A 25473-nucleotide genomic window follows, 5' to 3' on the forward strand; every position below is an offset into this window, starting at 1 on the left:
CTGTCCGCAGATCAGTCACCATGACCACCCGCCGTTTTCTGCAACTGGATGTGTTCTCCGCCCGCCCCGGCAGCGGCAATCCGCTGGCCGTGGTGCTGGATGCCGAAGGCCTGGACGATGCCGCGATGCAGGCCATCGCACGCTGGACCAAGCTGCCGGAAACCACCTTCGTGTTTGCGGCGCCGGACGTCCACAGCAGTTATCGGCTGCGGATGTTTTCCCCACAAAAGGAAGTGCCGTTTGCCGGCCACCCCAGCGTCGGCACCGCGCATGCGGTGCTGGAGGCCGGCCTGGCCGCGCCGCACGACGGCGTGCTGATCCAGGACGGTATCGCCGGCCAGTTGCCGCTGCGCGTGGAGCAGATCGACGATCACCGCAGCATCGCCATCCGCACCCCGCGCGCGCGCGTGGCCGAGCAGGTGCAGGCCGACGATCCGCGCCTGCGCGATGCCTTGCGTGACTGGCCGCTCGGCAGCCTGCCGCCTGCACTGATGGACGGCGGCCGTACCTGGTGGGTGGTGGAGCTGGCCAGCGAGGCCGCGCTGCGTGGTCTGCAACCGGAGTGGGAGGCAATCGCTGCGCTGGCCGAATCCACCGGCAGCATGGGCGTGTTCGCTTACGCCCGCGCCGCCGCGCCGGGCGCCTACGACCTCGCCGTCCGCGCCTTCGTCGGCAACGGCCGCCGCTTCGAAGATGCCGCTTCCGGCGCGGCCAATGCGGTGCTCGCCGCATGGCTGGACAGCCGCCAGGCATTGCCTGGCAAGGCGCGACGCTATGTGGTCAGCCAGGGCCGCGAGATCGGCTTCGATGCCTTGCTGGAATTGCGCATCGATGCCGATGGCGATGTATGGTCCGGCGGCCAGGTGCAGACGGTGATTCGCGGGACGCTGGATTGGGCTTGATTGCTTGATCGAGCGATCGCACACGGCACTGCATGCGCACCGTGGGTTGCGCAACAAAAAACGCTGCGAACGATCGCAGCGTTTTTTGTTTTCGACAACGCAGCGTTCGTCAATCGACACACGCCACGCCTTCTCGCACCGATCAGTCGGGACGCACGTCCACGCGCACGCGGATGCGATCGCCAGGGTTGTAGTCGCTACGCGTGTGATAGGTGCGGCCCGCATATTCGTATGTCACATCGTAACCTTCCACACGATCGCTCTCACGACGGTAGGACACCGGCTCGCATACGCTGACGTTGCCTTGGTAATTGCGATTGTTGGCTTCGTAGATCGAGCGGCCCGCCGCAACACCGGCCATGGTGCCGACCGCAGTACCGACCAGGCGGCCATTGCCGCCGCCAACCTGGCTGCCAAGCACCGCACCGGCGATACCGCCGATCACGCTGGCCACACCGCGATTGGACACACCCGACTGGCCATAACCGCCACCATCGCGATAGTAGCCATCGTTGCTGGTGTAGTAGCCGTTGGACGGGCGGTTGTAGCAGCGTTCGCTGCTGCGCTCTTGATACGAATCGGTCACGATGATCGGATCGACACGCACCACGCGTGCGTATTCGTAACGTCCGTCCTCGTAGCCACTGCGGCCGCCATCGCGGTAGCCGCTGTCATAGCGCTGTGCCGTTGCGTTGCCCGCAACTGCCAGACCCATCACCAGAGCACCAAGCACAAGAGTTTTCATTGCGGCAGCTTCACAGGGGAGGACACGATGCCGATGCTCGGCCTGCACCGGTGAAACCGCCCTGAACCAAACCGGCCTTGCAAAGCCCTATTCAGGTTGCCGCCAGCTGCGCGCGCCGGCATGCAGCACCGACGCGTCGCAGCCTGCGCTGGATCAGCTGGAGAATTCGGTTTCCAGGCTGATCGGCACTGCGCTCAATGCCTTGGACACCGGGCAATTCTTCTTGGCGACGTCGGCCAGTTCGCGGAACTTGGCTTCGTCGATCCCCGGCACCACGGCCTTGAGCTTGAGGCGAATCTGCGACAGCTGCGGGCCGCCTTCCATCGACAGATCCACGTCGGCGCGCGTGTCCAGCGAGGTCGGCGGAAAGCCGGCTTCGCTCAGCTGTGCGGATAGCGCCATGGTGAAGCAGCCGGCATGCGCGGCGGCGATCAGTTCTTCCGGATTGGTGCCCTTCTCGTCGCCGAAGCGGCTGCTGAAGGCATAACGCGTGTTTTCCAGCAAACCACTTTGCGGCGTGCTGAGCTGACCCTTGCCGGTCTTGAGGTCGCCTTCCCAGTGAGCGGTGGCGTGACGTGAAATACCCATTGCGATCTCCTGCGATGAAAGGAGCTGCCACGATAGGCCAGTGGGTGTTACGGCTTGGTGCCGAGATGGGGGATTGGGGATTGGGGATTCGCAAAGGCGACGCGCGCTGCACGATCTTGGCAGCAAGGTTCTAGGTACTTGCGATGCCTATCCGAGCAACGACCGCGCACTATGGCTACGCGGTCGCCTTGCTGCGTTTGCTTAGCCGAGCAAGGTTTCCAGCACGGCCATGCGCACGGCGACGCCGTTGGCGACCTGGCGCAGCACGCACGACTGCGCGCCGTCGGCAACTTCGTCGGTGATTTCCACGCCGCGGTTGATCGGGCCCGGATGCAGCACCGCGGCATCGCGACCGGCGCGTGTCAGGCGCTCGCGGGTGAGCCCGTAATCGGCGTGGTACTGCTCCAGCGACGGCACCAGGCCTTCTTCCATGCGCTCACGCTGCAGGCGCAACATCATCAGCGCATCGACACCTTCGAGCATCGCGTCGAAATCCTCGCCGACCACGCAGCCGGCCAGCATGTCGTCATCGGGCAGCAGGCTGGCAGGGCCGCAGACGCGGATCTCGCCCACGCCCAGGGTGCGCAATGCGTGCAAGTCCGAGCGCGCCACACGCGAGTGCTTCACGTCGCCGACAATCACCACCTTGAGCCTGGAAAAATCGGTGCCCTTGGCCTGACGCAGGGTGAGCATGTCGAGCAGGCCCTGGGTGGGATGCGCGCTGCGTCCATCGCCGGCGTTGATCAAGGCGGTGCCCTCGCCTGCGGCCTCGGCCAGCGCTTCCACCGCGCCGTCGTCGGGATGGCGCACCACAAAGCCGCGCACGCCCATCGCTTCCAGATTCTTCAAGGTGTCGCGCGCGGTTTCGCCCTTGCGGGTGGACGAGGTGGACGCATCGAAATTGAGCACGTCCGCGCCCAGCCGCTGCGCGGCCAGATGAAACGAGCTGCGCGTGCGCGTGGACGGTTCGAAAAACAGCGTGCACACCGCAGTACCGGCCAGCACGCTGCGCTTGCCGACACGCCCTACCGCCGCGTCGCGGATCTGACCGGCACGATCGAGCAGTTGCAGCAGGGTGGTGCGCGGCAGTCCTTCCAGGGTGAGCAGGTGGCGCAGGCGTCCGTCCGAATCGAGTTGCATGGTGGTCATCGCAGGTCGGGAAATATCAGGAAAGAGGAGTGGCTTGGTCGGGCGCGGCCAACCAGCGTTCGACGATCACCGCCGCCGCCATCGCGTCCAGCGCCTCGGCATCGCGGCGGCGCTTGCGCCCGTCGGCGCGCTCGCGCGCGAAACGCTGCGCGGCCTCGACCGAACTGGAGCGCTCGTCGATCAGCACCACCGGCAGCGCATAGCGCTCGCGCAGTTGGCGAGCAAAGGCATGGGCGCGCTTGCGTGCGGGTTGGTCCTTGTCGTCCAGGGTAAGCGGGTCACCGATCACCAGGCCGTCTGGTCGCCATTCCTTGTGCACACGATCCAGCGCGGCCCAGTCGGGACCGGTGGCATGCACATTGATGACGGCGACCGCGCGCGCGCCGGCACCGAGCGCGGTGCCAACGGCCACGCCAATCCGGCGCGACCCTACGTCGAAGCCCAGCACCGTGCCATCCGGGCGGATCGCGCCCGCCTCAGGCATGCCCGGAATAATCCGTCAGCCGGAACAGATCCACGCCGATGCGCCCGGCAGCGGTCTGCCAGCGATCTTCCAGCGCAGTGGCGAACAGCACATTGGCATCCGACGGCGCGGTGAGCCAGCTGTTCTCGCCCAGTTCGAACTCGAGTTGCCCCGCGCCCCAGCCGGCACAGCCCAGCGCCACCAACGCATTGCGCGGGCCGTCGCCGGCCGCCATGGCTTCGAGAATATCGCGCGAGGTAGTCAGGAACACGCCCTGCCCCACTTCCAGGCAGGAATCCCATTCGCGCGCATCGTCGTGGATGACGAAACCGCGCTCAGGATGCACCGGCCCGCCGCTGAGCACGATCTGCTCGCGCAGGTGCTCGTCGACGGTGTCGATGCCCATCTGCGACAGGACTTCGCCCAGGGTGTATTCGGAGGGCCGATTGACCAGCACGCCCATCGCGCCGTTCTCGTCGTGCTGACAGATCAGCGCGACGCTGCGCGAAAAGGTGGGGTCGGACAGCGCCGGGAGCGCAATCAGCAGTTGGTTGGCCAGAGGCGTGGGCAAAACGGACATGGCCGCATTCTAGCCGTTCGCTCCGCCGCGCGCAGAGCCGCTGCCATACTTGCTGCATGCTGGCGGCACCGGACTGCCGATGCTACCGATGACAGCGGCCTCGCAGACGCCACCGATGGCATCCGGCAGGCAAGGCCGGCCCGTTCAGATTGCTGGCGGCTTCGCGGCGCGGACCTCGAGCTGCGCCGTGCTGCGATTGATCTGCTACGGCACCGCAGTCGATGCGTGCACCCACGCGTCGCTGTTCGGTCGCTATCGTGGCAGGCCCGACTCCCGGCCATCGCGCCGGCCGCTGGTCCACCTACACCTGCTCCACCTATCAACAGGCATCTCATGAGCGGCTACTGCAGCATCGCCCCGGGGCATCCGGTCCACGGGCACTACCACGACCACGAATACGGCTTTCCGCAGCGCGAGGAGCGCGAGCTGTTCGAGCGCCTGGTGCTGGAGATCAATCAGGCCGGGCTGAGCTGGGAAACCATCCTGCGCAAGCGCAGCAACTTCCAGCGCGCCTACCACGGCTTCGACGTGGACACGGTGGCCGCCTATGGCGAGAGCGACATTGCGCGGCTGCTCGGCGATGCCGGCATCATCCGCAACCGGTTGAAGGTGCTGGCGGCCATCCACAATGCGCAGGTCATCCAGCAGTTACGCGCCTCGCACGGCAGCTTCGCGCACTGGCTGGATGCACAACATCCGCTCGCCAAGCCAGACTGGATCAAGCTGTTCAAGAAGATCTTTCGCTTCACCGGCGGCGAAATCACCGGCGAATTCCTGATGAGCCTGGGCTACCTACCTGGCGCGCATCATGAAGGTTGCCCGGTGTTTGGGCATATCCAGGCACTGTCTCCGCCGTGGATGCTGAGCGAAAAAGCGTAGCGGCGACAAGATCAAGCGCATGCTGGCCGCTAGAAGCAGTGTGCACACGTTGCAGTGCGATGCGTTACATACCGCCCCGGGCACAACCCACACAGTTGCCGATCACTGATCCGCCGGCCACGCGCAAACGACCGCCGGGATCACACGCCCATATAACGATGCGGACGGTGATTGAACATCAACACCAGACTCAGCATCAACGCACCCAGTGCCGAATACAGCACCTTGTCCGGGGTGAGGATGGTGAAGGCCACCAGCATCAGCATCGCATCGAAACTCATCTGCACCTTGCCCGCGCTCCAGCCGCGCTCGCGCTGCAGATACACCGCCAGGATGCCGATGCCGCCCAAACTGCCGCGATGGCGGATGAAAAACAGGATGCCCAGGCCCGCCAGCGCACCGCCAACGATGGCCGAAAACAGCGTGTTGATATGCGCGTACTCGGCCCAGCGCGGCATCAGGTCGGTGAGCGCACCGCAGGCACCCACTGCGGCGAAGGTCTTCAAGGTGAATTCCCAGCCCATGCGGCGCATGCTCAGCCAATAGAACGGCAGATTGACCAGCACGAACACCAGACCGAAATTCCAGTGCAACGCGTAATGCAGCAGGAATGCCACACCGGCCATGCCACCGATCATCAGGCCGCCCTTGGCGAAGATCGCCAGGCCCAACGAGGCCACCAGCGTCGCCAGCACCATGCCTTGCGCGTCTTCGGCCACCGAGTGGTGATAGGCATGATCGTCGGCCCCAGTGCCTGCCGAATCCGGCGGCGGCGTCAACGGGCCGGAGGTGACCACAGCGCCGTCATCGGGCAGCGGCTCTTGCTCCGGACGCAGATCGGAATCGGGAAGGCTCACAGGTTCGGGCACTGCAATGGGGTGCGATATTAGACACTATCGGCCCGCCTGGTTACATCTGAAACGTCATCGCATGCGCGCACTGCTGCGCTGCATGCCATCGACCACAGCGCGATCTTTACCCTGTCTTTTTTGCAGCAGACGCCTGCGCGCAGAGATGAGGTGCCAAGTTCCGGCAACCTTGTGCAGGTGAATTTCTTCAGCGTGCTACGCCACACCATGCACCGGAATGCACCAATGCGTCCTGGGCGACTCACCGAACCTCGGCAATCTCCACACCATCCATCCCCTGCGCCAGCGTCTTGGCGTCGCCGCCCTGCGAGAGTTTGATGCGCAGGCGCACTTCGTTCTGCGAGTCGGCGTAACGCAGCGCGTCTTCGTAGCTGATTTCGCCGGCCTGATACAGCTCGAACAGGCTCTGATCGAAGGTGCGCATGCCCAGGTTGGTGGACTCCTTCATGATCTCCTTGAGCTTGTGGATCTCGCCGTCGCGGATGTAATCCTGCACCAGCGGGGTGCCCAGCATGATCTCCATCGCCACGCGGCGGCTGCGCCCGTCCGGCGTCGGAATCAATTGCTGCGCGACCACGCCCTTGAGATTGAGCGACAGATCCATCAGCAGTTGGTTGCGGCGATCTTCCGGGAAGAAGTTGATGATGCGGTCCATCGCCTGGTTGGCGTTGTTGGCGTGCAGGGTGCACAGCACCAGGTGGCCGGTTTCGGCAAAGGCCACGGCGTGATCCATGCCTTCGCGGGTGCGCACCTCGCCGATCATGATCACGTCCGGCGCCTGGCGCAGGGTGTTTTTCAGAGCGTTTTCCCAGCTGTCGGTATCGATGCCGACTTCGCGCTGGGTGATGATGCAGCCTTCGTGCTTGTGCACGAATTCGATCGGATCTTCGATGGTGATGATGTGCCCGGTCGAATTCTGGTTGCGGTAACCGATCATCGCCGCCAGCGAGGTCGACTTGCCGGTACCGGTGGCGCCGACGAAAATGATGATGCCGCGCTTGGTCATCGCCAGCGTCTTGATCACCGGCGGCAGGCTCAACTCTTCCACTGTGGGAATGCGCGTTTCGATCCGGCGCAGCACCATGCCGACCTGGTTGCGCTGATAGAAACAGCTCACACGAAAACGCCCGACCCCTGACACGCCGATGGCGAAGTTGCACTCGTGCGTCTTTTCGAATTCTTCGCGCTGCGATGGCGTCATCACGTTCAACACCAGATCGCGACTTTGCTGTGCAGTCAGCGGTGTCTGGGTGATCGGGCTGATCTTGCCATTGACTTTGATCGCCGGCGGCATTCCCGAGGTGATGAACAGATCCGACGCCTTCTGGTGCGCCATCAGCTTGAGGAACGAGGTGAAGTCGATAGTGCTCATGGCGTGCTCCTTCGGAGCCGGAAATGGGGAATCGAGAATCGGGAATTGGAAAAGCCGGGAGCCGGGACCGGTCAGGGGTGCGTGCTTTTGCGATTCCCCATTCCCGACTCCCTATTCCCGAATCACTCGAATATCCGCTTGTCCTTGGCGTACTCGCGCGCCTGGTTGCGTGTGATCAGGCTGCGCTTGACCAGGTCCTGCAGATGCTGATCCAGCGTCTGCATGCCGTATTGCTGGCCGGTCTGGATCGAGGAATACATCTGCGCCACCTTGTCCTCGCGGATCAGGTTGCGGATCGCCGGGGTGCCGACCATGATTTCCCAGGCGGCGGTACGTCCGCCGCCGACCTTCTTCAACAACGCCTGCGAAATCACCGCGCGCAGCGACTCGGACAGCATCGAGCGCACCATCGGCTTTTCGCCGGCCGGAAATACGTCGATGATACGGTCGATGGTCTTGGCCGCCGAGCTGGTGTGCAAGGTGCCGAACACCAGATGGCCGGTTTCCGCAGCGGTCAGCGCCAGGCGGATGGTTTCCAGATCGCGCAACTCGCCGACCAGGATGATGTCCGGGTCTTCGCGCAAGGCCGAGCGCAGCGCCTCGTTGAAGCCGTGCGTGTCGCGATGCACTTCGCGCTGATTGATCAGGCACTTCTGCGAGGTGTGTACGAACTCGATCGGATCCTCGACCGTGAGAATGTGGCCGTATTCGTTCTTGTTGATGTAGTCGATCATGCCGGCGAGCGTGGTCGACTTGCCCGAACCGGTCGGGCCGGTGACCAGGATCAGGCCCTGCGGCTGGTCGATCAGCTGGCGGAAGATCGGCGGGCAGCCCAGGTCTTCCAGCGTCAGCACTTCGGAAGGAATGGTACGGAACACCGCACCGGCACCGCGGTTCTGGTTGAACGCGTTGACGCGGAAGCGCGCCAGCGACGGAATTTCGAACGAGAAGTCGACCTCGAGGAATTCCTCGTAATCGCGGCGCTGCTTGTCCGACATGATGTCGTACACCAGCGCGTGCACCTGCTTGTGGTCCAGGGCCGGAATATTGATGCGACGGACATCGCCATCGACACGGATCATCGGCGGCAAGCCGGCCGACAGATGCAGGTCCGACGCCTTGTTTTTGACAGAAAACGCCAATAGTTCAGCGATATCCATGCGCTGCTTTTCCCCTAGGCTGCGATTGGAAGGTACTCCCCGAGCGGCAGTATAGCGTTCTGCCCCCGCCCTGGAAGAGCCCGCGCATCGGTTTCATTGCAGCGAACTGGCCGCCTGCTGCCGGCATCCACTGCGGCCAGCCCAGCCCGCCAGATTCACGGCAGAACCTGCCTACGCCTAACAATCGTCGCGCCGGCAGCCATGCCGGCATGAACGGTAAAGCTGCGAGGCCGGTTCTCCAGCCCCCGCAATCATCCCCAGCTTGCGCAAGCGCCGGCCATGCGCCGATCGCCGCACGACGCAGCGCGATCCAGCTGCACGCCGATTGTGCGCAAACGCACCGTCCGGCCGCGCAGTTGCGCCTGAAATTCAAGCTGTCATCCACACAACATCGTGACGCAATCCGGCTGCGCACAATGACGCAGGCAGAGCGGACTGAACGATGACGCGTTGCCCGGGCCGGCACATGTACAGCCCGTGGCACACGTTGGCGACCGCCCCTGCATCCGTTGCAGCGCCCTCCCCAATGAGTGAAACACCATGAAATCGCTGCTGATCGCCAGCGTCGCCGCTTTGCTTTGCCCTTTTGTCACACATGCGAACGAAGCCTGGAACCACGACGACATCAAACCCATCCCCGAGAAGGTTCCCGCAGGCCCGATCGGCCAGCGCGACTGGGATTACCGGCCGTACCTGTTCGTGCACAACGGCTGCGTGCCGTTTCCTGCAGTCGATCAGTGGGGGCATCCGAGCAAGGGTTTGAAGCCCACCGGGGCGTCCAATGGCGGCTGCAGCCACAGTCCCGGCCAGGTGTACGTGCGCTCGGGCTGGTACCGGGGCGTCTGGGCCATCATGTACAGCTGGTACTTCCCGAAAGACTCGCCATCCAGTGGTTTGGGACATCGCCATGATTGGGAAAGCATCGTCGTCTGGATCAACAATCCATCGGTGCCGCGGCCGACGGTGTATGCCCTTTCCTACTCGGCACATGGCAACTACTCCTACCTGCGCAATCCCGCTGCCAGCCTGCGCGACAATCACCCCAAGGTGGTCTACGGCAGCACCTGGCCGACCAACCATGAGATGTTCATCGGGCCCTACAACCCGGTCGGTGGCATGCAGCCGCTGATCGCATGGGAATCGATGGATCAATGGGTAAAGGATGCATTGACGTACACAAACTTCGGTGCCGCCAACGTTCCTTTCATCGACAAGAACTTCAACCAGAATCTCGGCAAGGCCTGGTACTACAACTGACCCGGCACCTGCATAGATCGCGTGCGGCAAACCGATGTCCGGTGGTCAACGGACCGGACATCGGCGCCCATGCGCTGCCCAGAACGCACCACCTGCTGGAAGGACCAGGGCGCTGGCCTCACTATAGGCGGCCATCCCTCAAGCCAAGGGCGCCACGTGCCGGCATCGTCGCTGCAGCAGATTCTCGACCGCATCCGAGTCGCATCGGAAAACGCCGCTGGGCGTCCCGCCCGGCTACTGGCGGTCTCCAAGACCCAGCCCGCCGGCGCAATCCAGGCGCTGGCGGCGCAAGGCCAGCGCGCGTTCGGCGAAAACTACGTGCAGGAGGCGCAGGCCAAGATCACCGAACTGCATGCGCTGGGGTTGGAATGGCATCTGATCGGCCACCTGCAATCCAACAAGGCCGAACTGGCCAGCCACTGCTTCGACTGGGTACAGACCGTGGACCGCGCCAAACTGATCCCGCTGCTGGCGCGCTACCGGCCGGACGATCGTGTGCCGTTGAACGTGCTGATCCAGGTCAATATCGACGACGAGGACAGCAAGCACGGTTGCGCGCCGGAGGCGATCGATGCGCTGGCCCGGGACATCGCGCTGCAACCGCGTCTGCAGTTGCGCGGGCTGATGGCGATTCCCGCGCCGTTACCCGAGCAGGCACGGCGCGCGGCTGCGTTTACGCGGATGCAGGCGCTATTCGAAGACCTCAAGGGCCGCTATCCGCAGGTGGATACCTTGTCGATGGGCATGAGTTCGGATTTCGCCGAAGCGATCGCGGCCGGTGCCACCATGGTGCGCGTCGGCACCGCGTTGTTTGGCGAACGCGCCTCGTCGCCGGCCGCCGCTTCCTGATCGGCCTCGCGTGCCGACCACCGATCTTTATGACCTAAGGTGCTGCAATGACTCTGCCCTCTTCGTCCGCGTCTTCGCATCCCAGCGCTGCAATCACCGCGTTCGTCGGTGGCGGCAACATGGCGCGCAGCCTGATTGCCGGGTTGATCCGGCAAGGCGTGCCCGCAACCAGCATCCGCGTGGCCGAGCCGATTGCCGAAGTACGCGATGCGTTATCGCGCGACTTCGGCGTGCACGCCGTGGAAGACGCCCGCACCGCCGTGGACGGCGCGGCCATCTGGATATTGGCAGTCAAACCGCAGGTGCTGCCTTCGGTGTGCGCACAGCTGGCCGACCTTGCGCAGGCGCAGCAGCCGCTGCTGCTGTCCATCGCTGCCGGCATCACTGCAACGCAACTGCAGCGCTGGTCGGGCGGTGACGTGGCAGTGGTGCGCGCAATGCCCAATACGCCCGCCCTGCTCGGCGCCGGCGTCACCGGGCTGTACGCCACTGCGCGCGTTTCCGACGCGCAACGCGTGCAGGCGACCCGCTTGCTGGATAGCGCCGGCGTCACCGTGTGGATCGACGAGGAAGCGCAGATGGACGCGGTGACCGCCGTCTCCGGCAGCGGCCCGGCCTATGTCTTTCTGCTGGCCGAAGCGATGGAGGCTGCTGCGCAGGCGCAGGGTCTGCCCGCCGACACCGCACGCACGCTGGTGCTGCAAACCGTGCTTGGCGCCGCGCGCATGCTGACCGAATCTGGCGAAGCACCGGAGCAGCTCCGCCACCGCGTGACCTCGCCCAACGGCACCACGCAGGCGGCGATCGAGGCATTCCAGGCCGGCGGCTTCGAAGCGCTCACCGCAAGGGCAATCGCCGCAGCCACCGAGCGCGGCCGTAGCCTGTCGGCCGCCAACGATTAGCGAATCCACTATCGAAGAAGCGCAGGATTTGCTCGCAACCAAAGTTGATCGCAGGTCTGCAGTCGATCCGTCGGCACTGCAGAGATCCTGCACAACGGCGATCCATCCGCACTTGCCACGCCGACCAACGCCATCAGCCAGCCGCAGATTTCGGCAACACCCAGCACCAGATCGCCTGCTCGATCATGCGCGCAAGCTCGCGCTGAAGACCTGCTGCTCTGCGTCAGACGCTTCGTCAACGCGCACACCGCAACCGACTCGACAATGCGTTTCGTACGCGTTTTCTGCCGCTGGTGAACGAATCCCCGTCGGAAGACGCTTTTTTCGCGTTGTTTCATCGTTTGCCTATTGGCGGCGCGCAGCAGTTGCCCTACATTTCGCGTTGCCGACTGGGTCGGCAGACCCAACACCACCTACGAATACGGAATACATAACTCATGGCAAAAACCGCCGCTAAGAAGGCTGCCCCCAAAAAGGCAGTGAAAAAGGTCGCCGCCACCAAGACCGCAAAGCCGGCGAAGGCCGCCGCTGCCAAGTCCGCCGCGCCGAAGCCGATCAAGGAAGCACTGAGCAAGACCGGCCTGGTCGCGCACATCGCCGAATCCACCCAGCTGGCTCCGAAGGACGTCCGCGCCGTTCTGGCTTCGCTGGAAGCCACTGCACACGCCTCGCTGAGCAAGAAGGGTGCTGGCACGTTCACCCTGCCTGGCATGCTGAAACTGACCACCGTGCATGTGCCGGCCAAGCCGAAGCGCAAGGGTATCAACCCCTTCACCAAGGAAGAGCAGACCTTTGCTGCCAAGCCCGCCACCACCAAGCTCAAGGCGCGTCCGTTGAAGAAGTTGAAGGACTCCGCGCTCTAATCGAGCACGCATCCGGTGTAACGAAGGCGGCCTGCGGGCCGTCTTTTTTTTGCGCGCGCGATACCGCATGCGTGACTACCCACATGCCGCTCATCGCCGCTTGCCTACCCTGCGTGCTGATTCGCAACCCAGCAGGTGCATGTGACCGTTCCATCGCCCCACCCTCCATCGACTACACCGCCGGCCACCGCCAGCCCCGCACGCCGCGTGCGCCGCCTGCTGGTGTCGGTCGCCCTGATGTGCGCCTTGGGTGTGGCCGCACGCTGGGCCTGGCAGTTGCCGATCGCCGAGCAGCTGCGCACCAGCTGGGAGCTGTCGCGGATGCCGCCGCCGACGTCTTTGCAGATCCCGGTCGAAGGCGTGCAGGCGCGCCGCATCGCCGACACCTTCGGCGCTCCGCGTGGCCGCGACCGCAGCCATGCCGGTGTGGACATCTTCGCGCCACGCGGCACGCCGGTGCTGTCTGCAACCCGTGGCGTGGTCAGCGCCATTCGCGATCAAGGCCTGGGCGGCAAGCAGGTCTGGGTGCTGGGGCCGGCCATGCAGCGGCATTACTATGCGCATCTGGACGACTGGGCCGCAGGCTTGGAGGTCGGCGATGTGGTCGAGCCCGGCACACCGCTGGGCATGGTCGGCACCACCGGCAACGCGCGTGGCACGCCGCCGCATCTGCACTATGGGGTCTATGGGCGCAACGGTGCGTACGATCCGCTGCCGCTGCTGCGCAAACCCGCACCACAGCCGGCACAGTAAACATGTTGGAACACTGCGTCATGGCATGCCCTATCGAGGCCACCGCACGCTGCGCCTATGGTGGAGACAGCCCAGCAACGACGCCATCTCCATGCCCCGAAAACGCTATCGCATTACGGTCACGCCCATCGAAAGCGATGGCCGCCCCTGCGACGACCGCTGCACCATTGAGTTCGAACAGCGCTCGCGCGCAGACTGGATGCGGCTGCTCGAAGAGTTGCACCTGCGCCGCGACCTGAGCAGCGACGAATGCGCCGCGCTGACCGTAGGCTCGCAGCTGCTGGAAGATCTGGCCGCCCGCCCGCGCGCGCAGCCCAGCGATGCGCTGGATGTATTGCGACCGAAGCTGCAACTGCTGCTGGAGCGCCTGCAGCGCGTACACCCAACGCCAGGCGCTTGAGGCCTGGATCGCCGCATTGCGCGGACCGTTACACTGCGCGCATCGGGGATGGGACGCGCCATGCACTGGGGTGGAATCGTAGTATTTGCCGCTGCAATCGCTGGCTGCAGCTGTCAGCGCACCGAAGACAAACGCACGCCTGTTGCTGCGCCATCGTGGCCGACCCAGGCTGTGACAGGCACTCCAAGCACAGTCACCGACGCTGGAGCGCCAGCGCCACTGGTGCCGGCACCGGATCCCAACGACGGCACAGCGCGCGCCGACTTCGCCAAAGCAAGCGCCACCGTGCAGCGGTATCTGGGCGCACTACCCGGTGCGGCACGCGCGGATGCCGATGCGCTGTGGACCGGCGGTCGTCCCTCACCGATGCCGGACGACGCAGCGCTACGCGGCATCACCAATATCCGATCGATGCACATCAACAACGCCCCCCCCCTTTGCCTTGGACCAGCAGCTTCCGCCCAAGCTGATCGAAGTGCCGGTACACCTGACCGTGCGCACCACCGTCGGCACGCAGCCTCTGGTCGGTACGTATCGACTCCAACCCCGTGCCGGCAGCGACACATGGGAGATCTATTCGGCAACCTTGCAACCGGTGCTGCGCTAACCCGTGGTTCACCGGCGCGAGCTAAGGTGATCTCATCTGCTACCGGAGTCACCCGATGAAACTGCGTTCGCTTGCCGGATCCATGCTCGCCCTCGCCCTGGCAATGCCCGTCGCCGGTGCCTGGGCCACGCCGCAGATCCAGGGACATCAAATCAGTGTGCAGGGCAGCGATCTGCAGCAATTCCTGGGTGGCCGCTTCCCGCAGACGCATGACGCACTGGGTGGCCTGGTCGAAATGAAGGTCAGCAATCCGGCGCTGTCGCTACCGCCGGGCGACCGGCTCAAGATGGCCTTCGATCTGGCCCTGGCCACCGCAGGCGGCGCGCCGGCACCGGTCGGCAATGTGACCTTGACCAGTGCGCTGCGCTACGACGTGGCCAAGCAAGGCTTTTATCTTGATCAACCCAGCATCGATGACTTCCGCCCTGCCAATGCCGGCGCCAAGCTCGATCACAGCACCCGCCAGTTGCTCAATGCCTGGCTGGCCGATTACGCGCGCAAGGAGCCGATCTATCGCATCGACCCGGCCATCGCTGCGGTGATGGGCAATGTGCAGGTGGAGTCGGTGGGTATCCAGAACGGACGGGTGGCGGTGAACTTCAATCAGAACATCGAGCAACTGGTGCCGGCGACAGCGCTTTCCGGCAAGTAGACGATCCGCGCTGCGCCAGCGCGGGGCTCGCTGACCGGCGCCACTGCGCGGAAAGCGTTGCATACACACAAAGGCCCGGTGCATCGATCGCCGGGCCTTTGTTGCAAAAGACGTCTGGTAAGACGGCAATGCTGTTGTTGGAAGCGATCCACTAACAAGTGAATCGACTGCGTCAGCATGCAGGTCGAACCCGCGTATTGGGCATTCCTGGTTGCGCACTCCTGAAAGAGAGTGCGCATCGCATCATCGCAATGCCGGCACGCGCATGCTCAGCGCTTGGGCTGCAGCATCGTGCCGGTGCAGTTCTTGGAGCCGCAGCGACATTCCCAGATCTTCTTCAAACGCGGCGTGTGACGCTCGGCCAGCGTGATGCCGTAGTTATAGGTGAGCTCTTCGCCGGCCTTGATTGCACGCTTGGCCTCGATGAAGATCTTGTCCTTGCTGCGATCGTCGCCTTCGGCCTCTTCGATCACCGCTTCGCAATTGGGCTTGCAGCTGTGGTTGATCCAGCGCGCCACGTTGCCTTCGTAGTTGGCATCCAGCACGTAGTCGTCGCTGAGCGTGAACAGGAAGGTGTGGCCACTTTCCACATCGCCGGTGTCATCGGCGTCCACTTCCGCATGCGTGCGCAGGCGCCCCTTGTATTGAATGATGCGCTCGCCCTTGCGGAGCGCGGCGAGGGCGAACATGCCATTGCCGTGGATACGTGACTTGCGGGCGGCAACTTTGCGCGACATGAACGGGGTCCAGTGATGGGGCCGCTCATTGTGACCGCAGCGCGACGATGCGCCAAGCACAAGCGCATTGCCAACGGCAACGCCCAACGCTTGCCGGCGGCTGAACCGCGCGGTTGGCCCTGCCCCACTCGAAAGAGTACAATTTCGGTCCGCTTTAGGATTTATCTGGCCTCCTCATGTTGCGCGTCACCAAACTCACCGATTACGCCACCGTCGTGCTGACCGTACTGGCTGCACGCGGCGATCAGGTGCTCAGCGCGAGCGAGCTGGCCGAGCAGGCCGGCCTGGAAGCGCCGACCGTGAGCAAGATTCTCAAACCGTTGTCGCAAGCGGGTCTGGTCGAAGGTTTGCGCGGCGTGCATGGCGGCTACCGGCTTGCGCGCGCGGCCAGCGAGATCACGCTTGTTGAAATCGTCGAGGCAATGGAAGGCCCGCTGGCGATCACCGAATGCAGCCAGGACCACAGCCAGTGCGGCATCGCGCAGACATGCGGTGTGCGCTCCAACTGGCGTTTGATCAACGACGTGGTCGGCGATGCATTGCGTCGCGTCACGCTCGCGCAGATGTTGCAACCCCTCTCTCTCCCTGGCGACAGCAGTCGGCGTTCCATCGCCGCACGCGTCGCGACCACCTGACCTGTAGGCAGCCCGATGGCCACCGAACTTGCTCCCCCGCAGAACGCCGAGATTATCGAACGGCTGGGCCGACGTTACGACGCCGGCTTCATCACCGACATCGAATCGGACTCGCTCCCGCCCGGCCTGGACGAGGGCGTCATCCGTGCCTTGTCGGCCAAGAAAGAAGAGCCGCAATGGATGACCGACTGGCGTCTTGAGGCGTACCGGCACTGGCTGAAGATGCCGATGCCGGAGTGGGCGAAGTTGCAGATCTCCCCGATCGATTTCCAGGCGTTGAGCTATTACTCCGCGCCCAAGGGCCCCAAGTACGCCTCGCTGGACGACGTGCCCAAGGAACTGCTCGATACCTACGACAAGCTTGGCGTGCCGTTGCACGAGCGTGCCCGGCTGGCCGGCGTGGCGGTGGATGCAGTGTTCGACTCGGTCTCGGTCGGCACCACGTTCCGCAAGGAACTGGCCGAAAAGGGCGTGATCTTCTGCTCGATGTCCGAAGCCATCAAGGAACATCCGGAGATCGTCAGACAATATCTGGGTAGCGTGGTGCCGGTTGGCGACAACTATTTCGCCGCGCTCAACTCGGCGGTGTTCTCCGATGGCAGCTTCGTATTCATTCCCAAGGGCGTGCGTTGCCCGATGGAGCTGAGCACCTATTTCCGCATCAATGCCGGCCATACCGGCCAGTTCGAGCGCACCTTGATCGTGTGCGAAGACAAGGCGTATGTGTCGTATCTGGAAGGCTGCACCGCGCCGATGCGCGACGAAAACCAGCTGCATGCGGCGGTGGTCGAGCTGGTGACGCTGGAAGACGCCGAGATCAAGTATTCGACGGTGCAGAACTGGTACCCGGGCGATGAAAACGGCGTTGGCGGCATCTACAACTTCGTCACCAAGCGTGCCGAATGCCGTGGAGACCGCAGCAAGGTGACCTGGACCCAGGTCGAAACCGGCTCGGCGATCACCTGGAAGTACCCCTCGTGCGTGCTGCTGGGCGACGATTCGGTGGGCGAGTTCCACTCGGTGGCCCTCACCCATCATCGTCAGCAGGCCGATACCGGCACCAAGATGATCCACATCGGCAAGCGCACCAAGAGCAAGATCGTCAGCAAGGGCATCAGCGCCGGGCGCGGGCAGAACACCTATCGCGGTCTGGTCAAGGTGGATCGCAACGCCGATGGCGCGCGCAACTACACCCAGTGCGATTCGCTGTTGATCGGCAAGCAGTGCGGCGCGCATACCTTCCCCTACATCGAGGTGAAGAATCCCGGCGCCACCGTCGAGCACGAGGCAACCACCTCCAAGATCAGCGACGACCAGCTGTTCTACTGCCGCGCGCGCGGCATCAGCCAGGAAGATGCGGTGTCACTGATCGTCGACGGTTTCTGCAAGCAGGTGTTCCGCGAACTGCCGATGGAATTTGCAGTGGAAGCCAAGAAGCTGCTGGAAGTTTCCTTAGAAGGCAGCGTCGGCTGACACCTTTCCCCTTCTCCCCTCGGGAGAAGGTGGCGCGCAGCGCCGGATGAGGGTACGGGCGAAGCCAAGTGCACCCAAACAGCACGCTGCTTCGCACGAACCCTCACCCCAACCCCTCTCCCGGCGGGAGAGGGGCTCAATCACTGGATACGAATATGCTCAAGATCAACAATCTCCACGCCAGCATCGCCGGCAAAGAAATCCTCAAAGGCCTGTCGCTGGACATCAAGCCGGGCCAGGTGCACGCCATCATGGGGCCCAACGGCGCGGGCAAATCCACGCTGGGCAATGTGCTCGCCGGGCGCGACGGCTACGAAGTCAGCACAGGCAGCGTGCTGTTTGAAGGCAACAATCTGCTCGACCTGGCACCGGAAGAACGCGCCGCTGCGGGCCTGTTCCTGGCCTTCCAGTACCCGGTTGAAATCGCCGGCGTCAACAACACCTATTTCCTGCGTGCCGCGCTCAACGCGCAGCGCAAGGCGCGTGGCGAAGAAGAGCTGGACTCGATGCAGTTCCTCAAGCTGGTGCGCCAGAAATTGGCGGTGCTGCATCTGAAGGACGAGCTGTTGCATCGCGGCGTCAACGAAGGTTTCTCGGGTGGCGAAAAGAAGCGCAACGAGATCTTCCAGCTGGCCGTGCTCGAGCCCAAGCTCGCCGTCCTGGACGAAACCGATTCGGGCCTGGATATCGACGCACTCAAGAGCGTGGCCGACGGCGTCAACGCGCTGCGCTCGCCGGAGCGCTCGTTCCTGGTGATCACCCATTATCAGCGTCTGCTCGACTACATCACTCCGGACGTGGTGCATGTACTGGCCGAGGGCCGCATCGTGCAGAGCGGTGGCCCGGAACTGGCGCTGGAGCTGGAAAAGCACGGCTACCAATTCCTCAAGGACCGTGTGGTACCCGAGGCGGCTGCCTGATGAGCGCCCTGCTGGAATCCCTCGCACGCGGCTTCTGCGGCAACGATGTACGCCGTGCCGAACTCGATGCCGCGCTGCAGACCGGCCTGCCCGGCCCGCGCGCCGAAGCCTGGAAATACACCTCGCTGCGGCAGCTGGAGCGGCGCAGTTTTCAAACGGCGCCCTTGGTACCGACGCTGGTCGATGCATCCTTGCTGGACGATATCGCCTCGCCACGGCTGGTGTTCGTCAACGGGCGCCCGTCCGAAGCACTGAGCGACTTGTCGACGCTGCCCGACGGCGTGCGGCTGGAGACCTTGTCCGCCTCGCTGGCTGCCAGCGATGACGCGCAGCAGCTGCTCGGTCGCCGTTTCGAAGGCAGCGATGAAATCTTCGCCCGCCTCAATGCCGCGCTTGCCGACGAAGGCGTGCTGGTGCGCGTGCAGGAAGGCGCGCAGATCGATATTCCGCTGCACCTGGTCTTTATCAGCGTGGCCGGCGAGCACGACCTGTCCTGGCACCACCGCCACTTGATCGAACTGCGTGCCGGCGCTGCGCTGAACGTGGTCGAGCACCACCTGCATGTCGGCGATGCCGCGCATCTGGATAACAGCCTGATGCATGTGCATCTGGCCCAGGATGCGGTGCTGTCGCATGCGCGCGTGCAGGCCGACAGTGCCCACGCCACTTCGCTGCTGCGCACCGATGCCGTGCTGGCACGCAATGCGCGCTACCAGCGCGTGGATCTGGAACTGGGCGCCAACCTGTCGCGGCACGAGCTCAACGTGCGCCTGGAAGGCAACGACGCCCAGCTCACCGCCAATGGCGTGCTGCTCGGCAACGGCCGCCGCCATGTCGATACGCGTCTGGGCATCCAGCACATCGCACGCGATACCAGCTGCGAGCTTGTCTGGCGCGGCGTGGGCGCCGATCGCAGCCGGGTGGTGTTTCATGGCGGCATCCACATTCGCCCCGGTGCAGACGGCAGCGATGCGCGGCTGTCGAACAAGAATCTGCTGCTGTCGGCCAACGCCGAGATCGACACCCAGCCGGTGCTGGTGATCGATGCCGAAGAAGTGCAGGCCGCGCACGGTGCCACCGTCGGCCAGCTCGACGACAACGCCCTGTTCTATCTGCGCTCGCGCGGTCTGCCGCAGGCCGATGCACAGCGGTTGCTCAGCGCCGCGTTCTGCCACGAGCCGCTGCGTGTGCTGCCCACCGCGCTGACTGCGGTCCTGGCGCTGCAGCTGGACCGCGCCCTGACCTCGGCAGGCGTGGCATGAACGCGCCCGCCGTCCCGCAACTGGCCGTGCCGGATTGGGAGCGCGTGCGCTCGGATTTCCCGTTGTTGATGCGGCAGGTGCACGGCAAGCCGCTGATCTATTTCGACAACGCCAACACCGGCCAGAAGCCGCTGCAGGTGATTGCCGCGACCGACGAGTTCTATCGTCGTCAAAACGCCAATGTGAGCCGCGCGGTGCATGCGCTGGGCACCGAAGCCACCGATGCGTTCGAAGGCGCGCGCAGCAAGCTCGCACGTTTTCTCAATGTGCGCGCCGACGAGCTGGTGCTGTGCAGCGGGACGACCTTTGCGATCAATCTGGTCGCTTATTCCTGGGCGCTGCCGCGCCTGGGCGCCGGCGATGTGATCCTGATTTCGCGCATGGAGCACCACGCCAACATCGTGCCGTGGCAACTGGTGGCGCAACGCACCGGTGCGACCATCCGCGTGGCCGAGATCACCCCAGACGGCGCGCTGGATCTGGATGCCTTGCGCAAGGCGATGACGCCGGAGGTCAAGCTGCTGGCGATCACGCACGTGTCCAATGTGCTGGGCACGGTCAACCCGGTGCGCGAGATCTGCCGCGAGGCGCGCAAGCGCGGCATCGTCACCGTGGTGGACGGCTCGCAAGCCGCGCCGCATCGGCGTATCGACGTGGCCGGCATCGGTTGCGATTTCTACGCCATCACCGGCCACAAGATGTGCGGGCCGACCGGCACCGGCGCGCTGTGGGCACGTCGCGAACACCTGCAGGCGATGCCGCCGTTTCTGGGCGGCGGCGAGATGATCAAGGAAGTCAGTTTCGAGGGCACGGTGTTCAACGATGCCCCGCACAAGTTCGAAGCCGGCACGCCCAACATCGCCGGTTTCATCGGCCTGGGCTCGGCGGTGGATTACCTGGAGTCGGTCGGGCTGGCGCACGTGGAAGCACGCGAAGCCGAGTTGCTCGCACACTTCACCGAAGAACTGCAGCGTATCGAGGGCCTGCGCATTTTCGGCACCACGCCGGACAAGGCCGCAGTGGTGTCGTTCCTGATCGAAGGCGCGCATGCGCATGATCTGGCCACCTTGCTCGACCTGGAAGGCATCGCCATCCGCTCGGGCCAGCACTGCGCGCATCCATTGCTGCAGTACTACGGCGTCGCCGCCACCTGCCGCGCCTCGCTGGCGTTCTACAACACGCACGACGAGATCGAGCGCTTTGTTGCTGCGTTGGTGAAGGTGCGTCGGCTGCTGGCTTGAGGCAGTGATTGGTGAGTCGGGATTAGGGATTCGGAGAACCTTTCGCCGAGTTGCGGTGCTTGCGCCAGACGTCCGTGCGCTAGCGCACGTGCACCCACGTTAGACTCAGAGCAACGCCCCAATTCGGGCATCCGGCAAGGCATAAGAAACAGCGTTTCTTGCGCTTTGACCAATCCCCAATCCCGACTCCCGCTAAACTGCTCCCCATGCAGACCACTACTTTCCGCACCGCCACCGTCGACGATATCGACGCACTCGTATCGCTGGTGACTTCGGCCTATCGCGGCGATGTCAGCCGCGTTGGCTGGACCACCGAAGCCGACTTTCTCGACGGCGCACGAATCGATCCCGCCGTGCTGCGCGAAGACCTGTTGCGTGACCGCAGCCTGGTGCTGCTGGTCGAACAGGACGGGCGACTGCTGGCCTGCGCGCATATCGCCGACGACCACGGCGCCGGGTATTTCGGCATGTTTGCCGTCGACCCGTCGCTGCAAGGCAGCGGGCTCGGCAAGACGCTGCTGGCCGAAGCCGAACGCATCGCTTTCAGCGAGTGGCAGCTCCCGGTGATGCGCATGACGGTGATCGACATCCGCGATGAGCTGATCGCCTTTTACGAGCGACGCGGCTATCGCCGCACCGGCATCACCAAGCCGTTTCCGTATGGCGACGTGCGTTTCGGCGTGCCGCTGCGCCAGGACCTGCGCTTCGAGGTACTGGAAAAACCGCTCGGCGGCGCAGCGCTGTGAGCGAGACCTGGACCTTCGTCTGCGCCAGCGAGGCGCTGCTGCCCGGCGAGTTGCAGACCGTCTGGGATGAGGTGACCGACGCCCCGATCGTGGTCTTCAACCTCAACGGCGAGCTGTATGCGCTGGAAGACCGCTGCAGCCACGAAGACTACGAGCTGTCACCTGGGACGTTCGACCCGGCGGCCGGCACCATCGAATGCCTACTGCACAGCGCCCGCTTCGATATCCGCGACGGCCGCCCGCTGTGCGCGCCGGCCTATACCGCCGTGCCCAAATTCCCGGTCAAGCGCGAACACGGCGGCATCTGGGCACGCGACGACCGCTGAGAGCGGTGAGATCAGTGGGTGCGGTAGGTCGGCTGTGGCTGTGATCGTGGCTTTAGCCGTAGAAGCCAAGGTCAAAAAGCCTAGTGAGTCGAGCGCGCGGTGCCCTCGCCGCTCGCGGGACACGCCGTAAACCCATCCTGGGGGCTCGGTGGCGGCATCCATGCCGCCACACAGTCCCGCAATCGGCGAGGACACCGCACCAGAAAGTCTGCTGGTTGCTTTGTTGAAAGCCATGAAAACCGACCATCTCGACTGGTCCTTGCCCGCCCACCGTCGCGGGACCTTACGCGGCATGGATGCCGCGTAAGAGCTTACAAGGACGTACTTGCACCGTGTCCTGCGATGGTGGGCGGGCAAGGGCCCTGCAGCGAAGTGGCAGATCAGCGGCCGCAGACAGGCGTGAGTAGGTTGGTCCGCCAATTGTAATTTGGTCAGCCAATTTAATAGCGCACAACCTTTCTGCCACAACGCTTCATGCAGCGGGAACCACCGCGCGACGTCGGACGACGACAAAGATTGCAAAGAAGAATGATTTGCATTTAAGATCGCAGCCCTTCAGACCTTCTTAACAACTGGCCTGCCCTGCGATCCCATGCGCCCAGCTCTGCCAGACCGTTTTCTCCTGCGTTCGCCCCGCCTGCGCCCTTCCGCGCGGCGCCTCGACGTGCGCGACATCGGGTCATGTCAGCACATCGCATCGGGCTAGCCGGCGCGCACCGTCGATCCACCTCTTTCAATCCTTAGCCCATCCCCGCATCCGCCGAGCCGTCGCCAGGCCGGAGCCTCGCTTCCCTCTTCGAGACGCCTCATGACTCCCAGGATTTCCCCGCTCACCTCGGCCGTGCTGCTGACGCTGTCCGCTCCTGCCTTCGCCCAGCCCGGCGATGCGCCGGCACCTCCGGGCGCGGTGGATCTGGATGCCATCCGGGTGCAGCAGGAACGCGCACAGAAGCCGTCCTCGCCCAAGTACACCGAGGCCCTGCGCGACACGCCGCAGACGATCACCGTGGTCACCAAGCAGACCATGGACCAGCAGAACCTGCTGTCGCTGCGCGATGTGCTGAGCACCCTGCCCGGCATCACCTTCGGCGCGGGCGAAGGCGGCGGCGGCTATGGCGACAGCATCAACCTGCGCGGCTTCACCGCCAGCAGCGATATCACCACCGATGGCGTGCGCGACAGCGCGCAGTACAGCCGCAGCGACACCTTCAACCTGGAAGCGGTGGAGCTGATCAACGGCGCCAACTCGGCCATGTCCGGCGCCGGCTCGGTCGGCGGCAACATCAATCTGGTCACCAAGACCGCCGGCCAGGGCGACTTCACCAATGTCGTGGTCGGCGGCGGCAGCGACCGCTACGGCCGGCTCACCGCCGACAGCAATTACGACTTCGAAAACGGCACCGCCGTGCGCTTGAACGCGATGGGCCATACCCAGAACGTGCCGGGCCGCGATGAAGAATTCCGTCACCGCTGGGGCTTTGCGCCGTCGGTCGCGTTCGGCCTGGGCTCGGATACGCGCTTTACGCTGAGCTATCTGCACCAGCACGACAACAACCTGCCGCAGTACGGCGTGCCGTTCGCGCTGAGCCCGTTCAACAACGGCCCGCTGCCGGGCGTGGACCGCGAGACCTATTACGGCTACCGCAATGTGTCGCGTCAGGAGATCGACGTGGACATGCTGACCGGCGTGCTGGAAATGGACTTTGACGACAACGTCAAACTGCGCAGCCTGGCGCGCGTGCAGCGCGTGGATCAGACCACCACCGCGACTGCGCCGGAAGGCACCTGGTGCCTGCCCAACAACACCAACGCCTACACCGGCCGCGCCTGCGTCGGCCAGCCGCCGGCCACCTGGAACCCCAACAGCGGCCCGCGCGGCCTGGTGCGCGAGACCGAGAATTTCATCGCGCACAGCCAGACCGATCTGACCGCCACCCTGCATACCGGCGCGATCGAGCATCGCCTGGTGGCCGGCGTGGCCTTCAGCAAGGAAGACTTCGAGCTCAACAGCGGTTCGATCTTCCGCAACGCCGATGGCTCCACCACCGGCATCACCTATCCGCTGCAGTCGTTCGACAATCCGTACAACATCTGGACCGGCCCGCAGAACTACTTCCGCACCGGCCGCAGCAAGGGCAGCCTGACCAATCAGGCGGTGTACCTGTTCGACACGCTGCAGTTCAACGAGCAGTGGATGCTCAACCTGGGCGGCCGCTACGAGCACAACGAGGGCGACAGCACCACCTACACCGTCAACGCCGCCGGCAATGTCACTGGTGTGACCCCGGGCTTCCCGGCCGGCAGCGAAGAAGACCTGTTCTCGTATCGCGCCGGTCTGGTGTTCAAGCCGGTCGAGAACGCCAGCCTGTATCTGTCCTACGCCAACAGCAAGACGCCGTCCAAGGCCTCGGTCAACGGCTCGTGCACGCCGATCGCCACCGCCACGGCGGGCGCCAATTGCAATGTCGAGCCGGAAAGCGCAGTCAACATCGAACTGGGCGGCAAGTGGGACGTGTTGAACGAGCGTCTGGCGCTGACCGCTGCGGTGTTCCGCAACGAGCGCGAAAACTACAAAGTGAACAGCGGCGACCCGCTGATTCCCGAGCAGGTGCTGGACGGCAAGGCCCGCGTGGACGGCATCGCACTCGGTGCGGCCGGCTACCTGACCGAGCGCTGGTCGATCTTCGCCAACTACACCTTCCTGGACAGCGAAGTGCTGCAGAGCGTGTCCAACCGTACCGCCAGCCTCACCGGCGACCCCATCGCCGGGCGCGAACTGGTACAGACCCCGCGCAATGCCGGCAATCTCTGGACCACCTATCAGCTCAACCAGTGGACCTTCGGCTACGGCGCCACCTACCAGGGCAGCTTCTATCCGAACAACACCTCGACCGCGGTCTACCGCAAGACCGACGCCTACTGGGTACACCGGGCAATGGTCGGCCTGCGCGTCAACGACTGGCTCAGCCTGCAGTTGAACGTCAACAACCTGTTCGACAAGGAGTACTACACCAGCATCCGCAACAACCTCACCGTCAACGCCGCAGGCACCGTCACTGCCGGCAGTGGCTGGGCGTTGCCGGGCGATGGCCGCTCGGCGGTGTTGAGCGCCACTTTTAGTTTCTAAGCCTCCGGCACGCCCT

At 64.3% G+C, this 25473-nt stretch carries 26 protein-coding genes and 2 pseudogenes; 18 read left to right on the plus strand and 10 right to left on the minus strand.

The window, feature by feature from the left end; translation table 11 throughout:
* Nucleotides 1-20: 20 nt before the first annotated feature.
* Complete coding sequence (locus NYR97_RS00870) at nucleotides 21-902, plus strand: PhzF family phenazine biosynthesis protein (RefSeq protein ID WP_316696099.1); 882 nt, start codon at nucleotides 21-23, stop codon at nucleotides 900-902.
* Nucleotides 903-1044: 142 nt separating this feature from the next.
* Here NYR97_RS00870 and NYR97_RS00875 read toward each other — a convergent pair whose 3' ends face one another.
* From NYR97_RS00875 to NYR97_RS00895, 5 genes are all read right to left on the minus strand, one after another.
* Complete coding sequence (locus NYR97_RS00875; protein WP_316696100.1) at nucleotides 1045-1647, minus strand: glycine zipper 2TM domain-containing protein; 603 nt, start codon at nucleotides 1645-1647, stop codon at nucleotides 1045-1047.
* Nucleotides 1648-1800: 153 nt separating this feature from the next.
* Nucleotides 1801-2235 (minus strand): OsmC family protein, encoded by a 435-nt coding sequence (locus tag NYR97_RS00880; RefSeq protein WP_316696101.1) that lies wholly within the window; start codon nucleotides 2233-2235, stop codon nucleotides 1801-1803.
* Nucleotides 2236-2436: 201 nt separating this feature from the next.
* The gene (locus NYR97_RS00885) at nucleotides 2437-3384 is read right to left on the minus strand and encodes an aspartate carbamoyltransferase catalytic subunit (RefSeq protein WP_205394209.1); all 948 of its coding nucleotides are present in this window, start codon (nucleotides 3382-3384) and stop codon (nucleotides 2437-2439) included.
* Between the two features lie 16 nt (nucleotides 3385-3400).
* Nucleotides 3401-3868, minus strand: a complete 468-nt coding sequence (ruvX, locus tag NYR97_RS00890; RefSeq protein ID WP_210763159.1) for a Holliday junction resolvase RuvX — start codon at nucleotides 3866-3868, stop codon at nucleotides 3401-3403.
* A complete protein-coding gene (locus tag NYR97_RS00895) occupies nucleotides 3861-4427 on the minus strand; it encodes a YqgE/AlgH family protein (RefSeq protein WP_006448880.1) in 567 nt (188 codons plus the stop codon). Before NYR97_RS00895 ends, ruvX begins: the two co-directional genes overlap by 8 nt.
* A 333-nt stretch (nucleotides 4428-4760) precedes the next feature.
* Here NYR97_RS00895 and NYR97_RS00900 point away from each other — a divergent pair, with 333 nt between their 5' ends.
* Nucleotides 4761-5306 carry a DNA-3-methyladenine glycosylase I gene (locus NYR97_RS00900; protein ID WP_316696105.1) on the plus strand — a complete coding sequence of 182 codons (546 nt, stop codon included), beginning with the start codon at nucleotides 4761-4763 and terminating at the stop codon, nucleotides 5304-5306.
* Between the two features lie 140 nt (nucleotides 5307-5446).
* Here NYR97_RS00900 and NYR97_RS00905 read toward each other — a convergent pair whose 3' ends face one another.
* The 3 genes from NYR97_RS00905 to NYR97_RS00915 all read right to left on the minus strand — a co-directional run bounded on the left by NYR97_RS00905 (nucleotide 5447) and on the right by NYR97_RS00915 (nucleotide 8707).
* Entirely contained in the window at nucleotides 5447-6121 is a 675-nt protein-coding gene (locus NYR97_RS00905) for a YitT family protein (protein ID WP_316698474.1), read from the minus strand.
* Between the two features lie 295 nt (nucleotides 6122-6416).
* The gene (locus NYR97_RS00910; RefSeq protein WP_006448884.1) at nucleotides 6417-7547 is read right to left on the minus strand and encodes a PilT/PilU family type 4a pilus ATPase; all 1131 of its coding nucleotides are present in this window, start codon (nucleotides 7545-7547) and stop codon (nucleotides 6417-6419) included.
* A 122-nt stretch (nucleotides 7548-7669) separates the two neighbouring features.
* Complete coding sequence (locus NYR97_RS00915) at nucleotides 7670-8707, minus strand: type IV pilus twitching motility protein PilT (protein WP_003489919.1); 1038 nt, start codon at nucleotides 8705-8707, stop codon at nucleotides 7670-7672.
* 540 nt (nucleotides 8708-9247) lie between these two features.
* Between NYR97_RS00915 and NYR97_RS00920 the strand changes: the two genes are divergently transcribed.
* The 8 genes and pseudogenes from NYR97_RS00920 to NYR97_RS00955 all read left to right on the plus strand — a co-directional run bounded on the left by NYR97_RS00920 (nucleotide 9248) and on the right by NYR97_RS00955 (nucleotide 14990).
* The gene (locus NYR97_RS00920) at nucleotides 9248-9964 is read left to right on the plus strand and encodes an NPP1 family protein (protein WP_316696133.1); all 717 of its coding nucleotides are present in this window, start codon (nucleotides 9248-9250) and stop codon (nucleotides 9962-9964) included.
* A gap of 156 nt (nucleotides 9965-10120) precedes the next feature.
* A complete protein-coding gene (locus tag NYR97_RS00925; RefSeq protein WP_316696134.1) occupies nucleotides 10121-10813 on the plus strand; it encodes a YggS family pyridoxal phosphate-dependent enzyme in 693 nt (230 codons plus the stop codon).
* Nucleotides 10814-10860: 47 nt separating this feature from the next.
* Nucleotides 10861-11715, plus strand: coding sequence for a pyrroline-5-carboxylate reductase (gene proC / locus NYR97_RS00930; RefSeq protein ID WP_316696136.1), 855 nt, complete (start codon nucleotides 10861-10863; stop codon nucleotides 11713-11715).
* A gap of 437 nt (nucleotides 11716-12152) precedes the next feature.
* Nucleotides 12153-12578 carry an HU family DNA-binding protein gene (locus NYR97_RS00935; RefSeq protein WP_115040574.1) on the plus strand — a complete coding sequence of 142 codons (426 nt, stop codon included), beginning with the start codon at nucleotides 12153-12155 and terminating at the stop codon, nucleotides 12576-12578.
* A 135-nt stretch (nucleotides 12579-12713) separates the two neighbouring features.
* Nucleotides 12714-13331 (plus strand): M23 family metallopeptidase, encoded by a 618-nt coding sequence (locus NYR97_RS00940; RefSeq protein ID WP_316696138.1) that lies wholly within the window; start codon nucleotides 12714-12716, stop codon nucleotides 13329-13331.
* 91 nt (nucleotides 13332-13422) lie between these two features.
* Complete coding sequence (locus tag NYR97_RS00945; protein ID WP_006448891.1) at nucleotides 13423-13731, plus strand: DUF3861 family protein; 309 nt, start codon at nucleotides 13423-13425, stop codon at nucleotides 13729-13731.
* A 75-nt stretch (nucleotides 13732-13806) separates the two neighbouring features.
* Nucleotides 13807-14338: pseudogene (locus NYR97_RS00950) on the plus strand (hypothetical protein).
* Between the two features lie 55 nt (nucleotides 14339-14393).
* Nucleotides 14394-14990 carry a DUF1439 domain-containing protein gene (locus NYR97_RS00955; RefSeq protein WP_316696140.1) on the plus strand — a complete coding sequence of 199 codons (597 nt, stop codon included), beginning with the start codon at nucleotides 14394-14396 and terminating at the stop codon, nucleotides 14988-14990.
* 269 nt (nucleotides 14991-15259) lie between these two features.
* Here the strand turns inward: NYR97_RS00955 and NYR97_RS00960 are convergent, their stop codons facing one another.
* Complete coding sequence (locus NYR97_RS00960) at nucleotides 15260-15727, minus strand: SET domain-containing protein (RefSeq protein WP_006448894.1); 468 nt, start codon at nucleotides 15725-15727, stop codon at nucleotides 15260-15262.
* A gap of 176 nt (nucleotides 15728-15903) precedes the next feature.
* Here NYR97_RS00960 and NYR97_RS00965 point away from each other — a divergent pair, with 176 nt between their 5' ends.
* From NYR97_RS00965 to NYR97_RS00995, 7 genes are all read left to right on the plus strand, one after another.
* Nucleotides 15904-16362 (plus strand): SUF system Fe-S cluster assembly regulator, encoded by a 459-nt coding sequence (locus tag NYR97_RS00965; RefSeq protein WP_023904615.1) that lies wholly within the window; start codon nucleotides 15904-15906, stop codon nucleotides 16360-16362.
* Nucleotides 16363-16377: 15 nt separating this feature from the next.
* Complete coding sequence (sufB, locus tag NYR97_RS00970) at nucleotides 16378-17835, plus strand: Fe-S cluster assembly protein SufB (RefSeq protein ID WP_316696142.1); 1458 nt, start codon at nucleotides 16378-16380, stop codon at nucleotides 17833-17835.
* Between the two features lie 155 nt (nucleotides 17836-17990).
* A complete protein-coding gene (sufC, locus tag NYR97_RS00975; RefSeq protein WP_316696144.1) occupies nucleotides 17991-18755 on the plus strand; it encodes a Fe-S cluster assembly ATPase SufC in 765 nt (254 codons plus the stop codon).
* The gene (gene sufD, locus NYR97_RS00980; protein WP_316696146.1) at nucleotides 18755-20017 is read left to right on the plus strand and encodes a Fe-S cluster assembly protein SufD; all 1263 of its coding nucleotides are present in this window, start codon (nucleotides 18755-18757) and stop codon (nucleotides 20015-20017) included. Before sufC ends, sufD begins: the two co-directional genes overlap by 1 nt.
* Nucleotides 20014-21258 (plus strand): cysteine desulfurase, encoded by a 1245-nt coding sequence (locus NYR97_RS00985; RefSeq protein ID WP_205394198.1) that lies wholly within the window; start codon nucleotides 20014-20016, stop codon nucleotides 21256-21258. Before sufD ends, NYR97_RS00985 begins: the two co-directional genes overlap by 4 nt.
* Nucleotides 21259-21464: 206 nt before the next feature.
* Nucleotides 21465-22004 (plus strand): GNAT family N-acetyltransferase, encoded by a 540-nt coding sequence (locus tag NYR97_RS00990; RefSeq protein ID WP_205394197.1) that lies wholly within the window; start codon nucleotides 21465-21467, stop codon nucleotides 22002-22004.
* The gene (locus tag NYR97_RS00995; RefSeq protein ID WP_316696148.1) at nucleotides 22001-22330 is read left to right on the plus strand and encodes a non-heme iron oxygenase ferredoxin subunit; all 330 of its coding nucleotides are present in this window, start codon (nucleotides 22001-22003) and stop codon (nucleotides 22328-22330) included. The genes NYR97_RS00990 and NYR97_RS00995 overlap by 4 nt, the downstream gene beginning before the upstream one ends.
* A gap of 87 nt (nucleotides 22331-22417) precedes the next feature.
* On the opposite strand, the pseudogene NYR97_RS01000 reads toward NYR97_RS00995, so the two are convergent.
* A pseudogene (locus tag NYR97_RS01000) lies at nucleotides 22418-22613 on the minus strand (hypothetical protein); the annotation flags it as partial.
* A gap of 525 nt (nucleotides 22614-23138) precedes the next feature.
* Here NYR97_RS01000 and NYR97_RS01005 point away from each other — a divergent pair.
* Complete coding sequence (locus NYR97_RS01005; RefSeq protein ID WP_316696149.1) at nucleotides 23139-25457, plus strand: TonB-dependent receptor; 2319 nt, start codon at nucleotides 23139-23141, stop codon at nucleotides 25455-25457.
* Nucleotides 25458-25473 lie beyond the last annotated feature (16 nt).

This window comes from Xanthomonas hydrangeae, from assembly GCF_032697525.1.
GTDB lineage: Bacteria > Pseudomonadota > Gammaproteobacteria > Xanthomonadales > Xanthomonadaceae > Xanthomonas > Xanthomonas hydrangeae.

Excerpts from the sequence above, each read along its gene's own strand:
- NYR97_RS00870 (WP_316696099.1), top strand. The coding sequence starts at position 21 with ATGACCACCCGCCGTTTTCTGCAACTGGATGTGTTCTCCGCCCGCCCC.
- NYR97_RS00875 (WP_316696100.1), bottom strand. The coding sequence starts at position 1,647 with ATGAAAACTCTTGTGCTTGGTGCTCTGGTGATGGGTCTGGCAGTTGCG.
- NYR97_RS00880 (WP_316696101.1), bottom strand. The coding sequence starts at position 2,235 with ATGGGTATTTCACGTCACGCCACCGCTCACTGGGAAGGCGACCTCAAG.
- NYR97_RS00885 (WP_205394209.1), bottom strand. The coding sequence starts at position 3,384 with ATGACCACCATGCAACTCGATTCGGACGGACGCCTGCGCCACCTGCTC.
- ruvX (WP_210763159.1), bottom strand. The coding sequence starts at position 3,868 with ATGCCTGAGGCGGGCGCGATCCGCCCGGATGGCACGGTGCTGGGCTTC.
- NYR97_RS00895 (WP_006448880.1), bottom strand. The coding sequence starts at position 4,427 with ATGTCCGTTTTGCCCACGCCTCTGGCCAACCAACTGCTGATTGCGCTC.
- NYR97_RS00900 (WP_316696105.1), top strand. The coding sequence starts at position 4,761 with ATGAGCGGCTACTGCAGCATCGCCCCGGGGCATCCGGTCCACGGGCAC.
- NYR97_RS00910 (WP_006448884.1), bottom strand. The coding sequence starts at position 7,547 with ATGAGCACTATCGACTTCACCTCGTTCCTCAAGCTGATGGCGCACCAG.
- NYR97_RS00915 (WP_003489919.1), bottom strand. The coding sequence starts at position 8,707 with ATGGATATCGCTGAACTATTGGCGTTTTCTGTCAAAAACAAGGCGTCG.
- NYR97_RS00920 (WP_316696133.1), top strand. The coding sequence starts at position 9,248 with ATGAAATCGCTGCTGATCGCCAGCGTCGCCGCTTTGCTTTGCCCTTTT.
- proC (WP_316696136.1), top strand. The coding sequence starts at position 10,861 with ATGACTCTGCCCTCTTCGTCCGCGTCTTCGCATCCCAGCGCTGCAATC.
- NYR97_RS00935 (WP_115040574.1), top strand. The coding sequence starts at position 12,153 with ATGGCAAAAACCGCCGCTAAGAAGGCTGCCCCCAAAAAGGCAGTGAAA.
- NYR97_RS00945 (WP_006448891.1), top strand. The coding sequence starts at position 13,423 with ATGCCCCGAAAACGCTATCGCATTACGGTCACGCCCATCGAAAGCGAT.
- NYR97_RS00955 (WP_316696140.1), top strand. The coding sequence starts at position 14,394 with ATGAAACTGCGTTCGCTTGCCGGATCCATGCTCGCCCTCGCCCTGGCA.
- NYR97_RS00960 (WP_006448894.1), bottom strand. The coding sequence starts at position 15,727 with ATGTCGCGCAAAGTTGCCGCCCGCAAGTCACGTATCCACGGCAATGGC.
- NYR97_RS00965 (WP_023904615.1), top strand. The coding sequence starts at position 15,904 with ATGTTGCGCGTCACCAAACTCACCGATTACGCCACCGTCGTGCTGACC.
- sufB (WP_316696142.1), top strand. The coding sequence starts at position 16,378 with ATGGCCACCGAACTTGCTCCCCCGCAGAACGCCGAGATTATCGAACGG.
- sufC (WP_316696144.1), top strand. The coding sequence starts at position 17,991 with ATGCTCAAGATCAACAATCTCCACGCCAGCATCGCCGGCAAAGAAATC.
- sufD (WP_316696146.1), top strand. The coding sequence starts at position 18,755 with ATGAGCGCCCTGCTGGAATCCCTCGCACGCGGCTTCTGCGGCAACGAT.
- NYR97_RS00985 (WP_205394198.1), top strand. The coding sequence starts at position 20,014 with ATGAACGCGCCCGCCGTCCCGCAACTGGCCGTGCCGGATTGGGAGCGC.
- NYR97_RS00990 (WP_205394197.1), top strand. The coding sequence starts at position 21,465 with ATGCAGACCACTACTTTCCGCACCGCCACCGTCGACGATATCGACGCA.
- NYR97_RS01005 (WP_316696149.1), top strand. The coding sequence starts at position 23,139 with ATGACTCCCAGGATTTCCCCGCTCACCTCGGCCGTGCTGCTGACGCTG.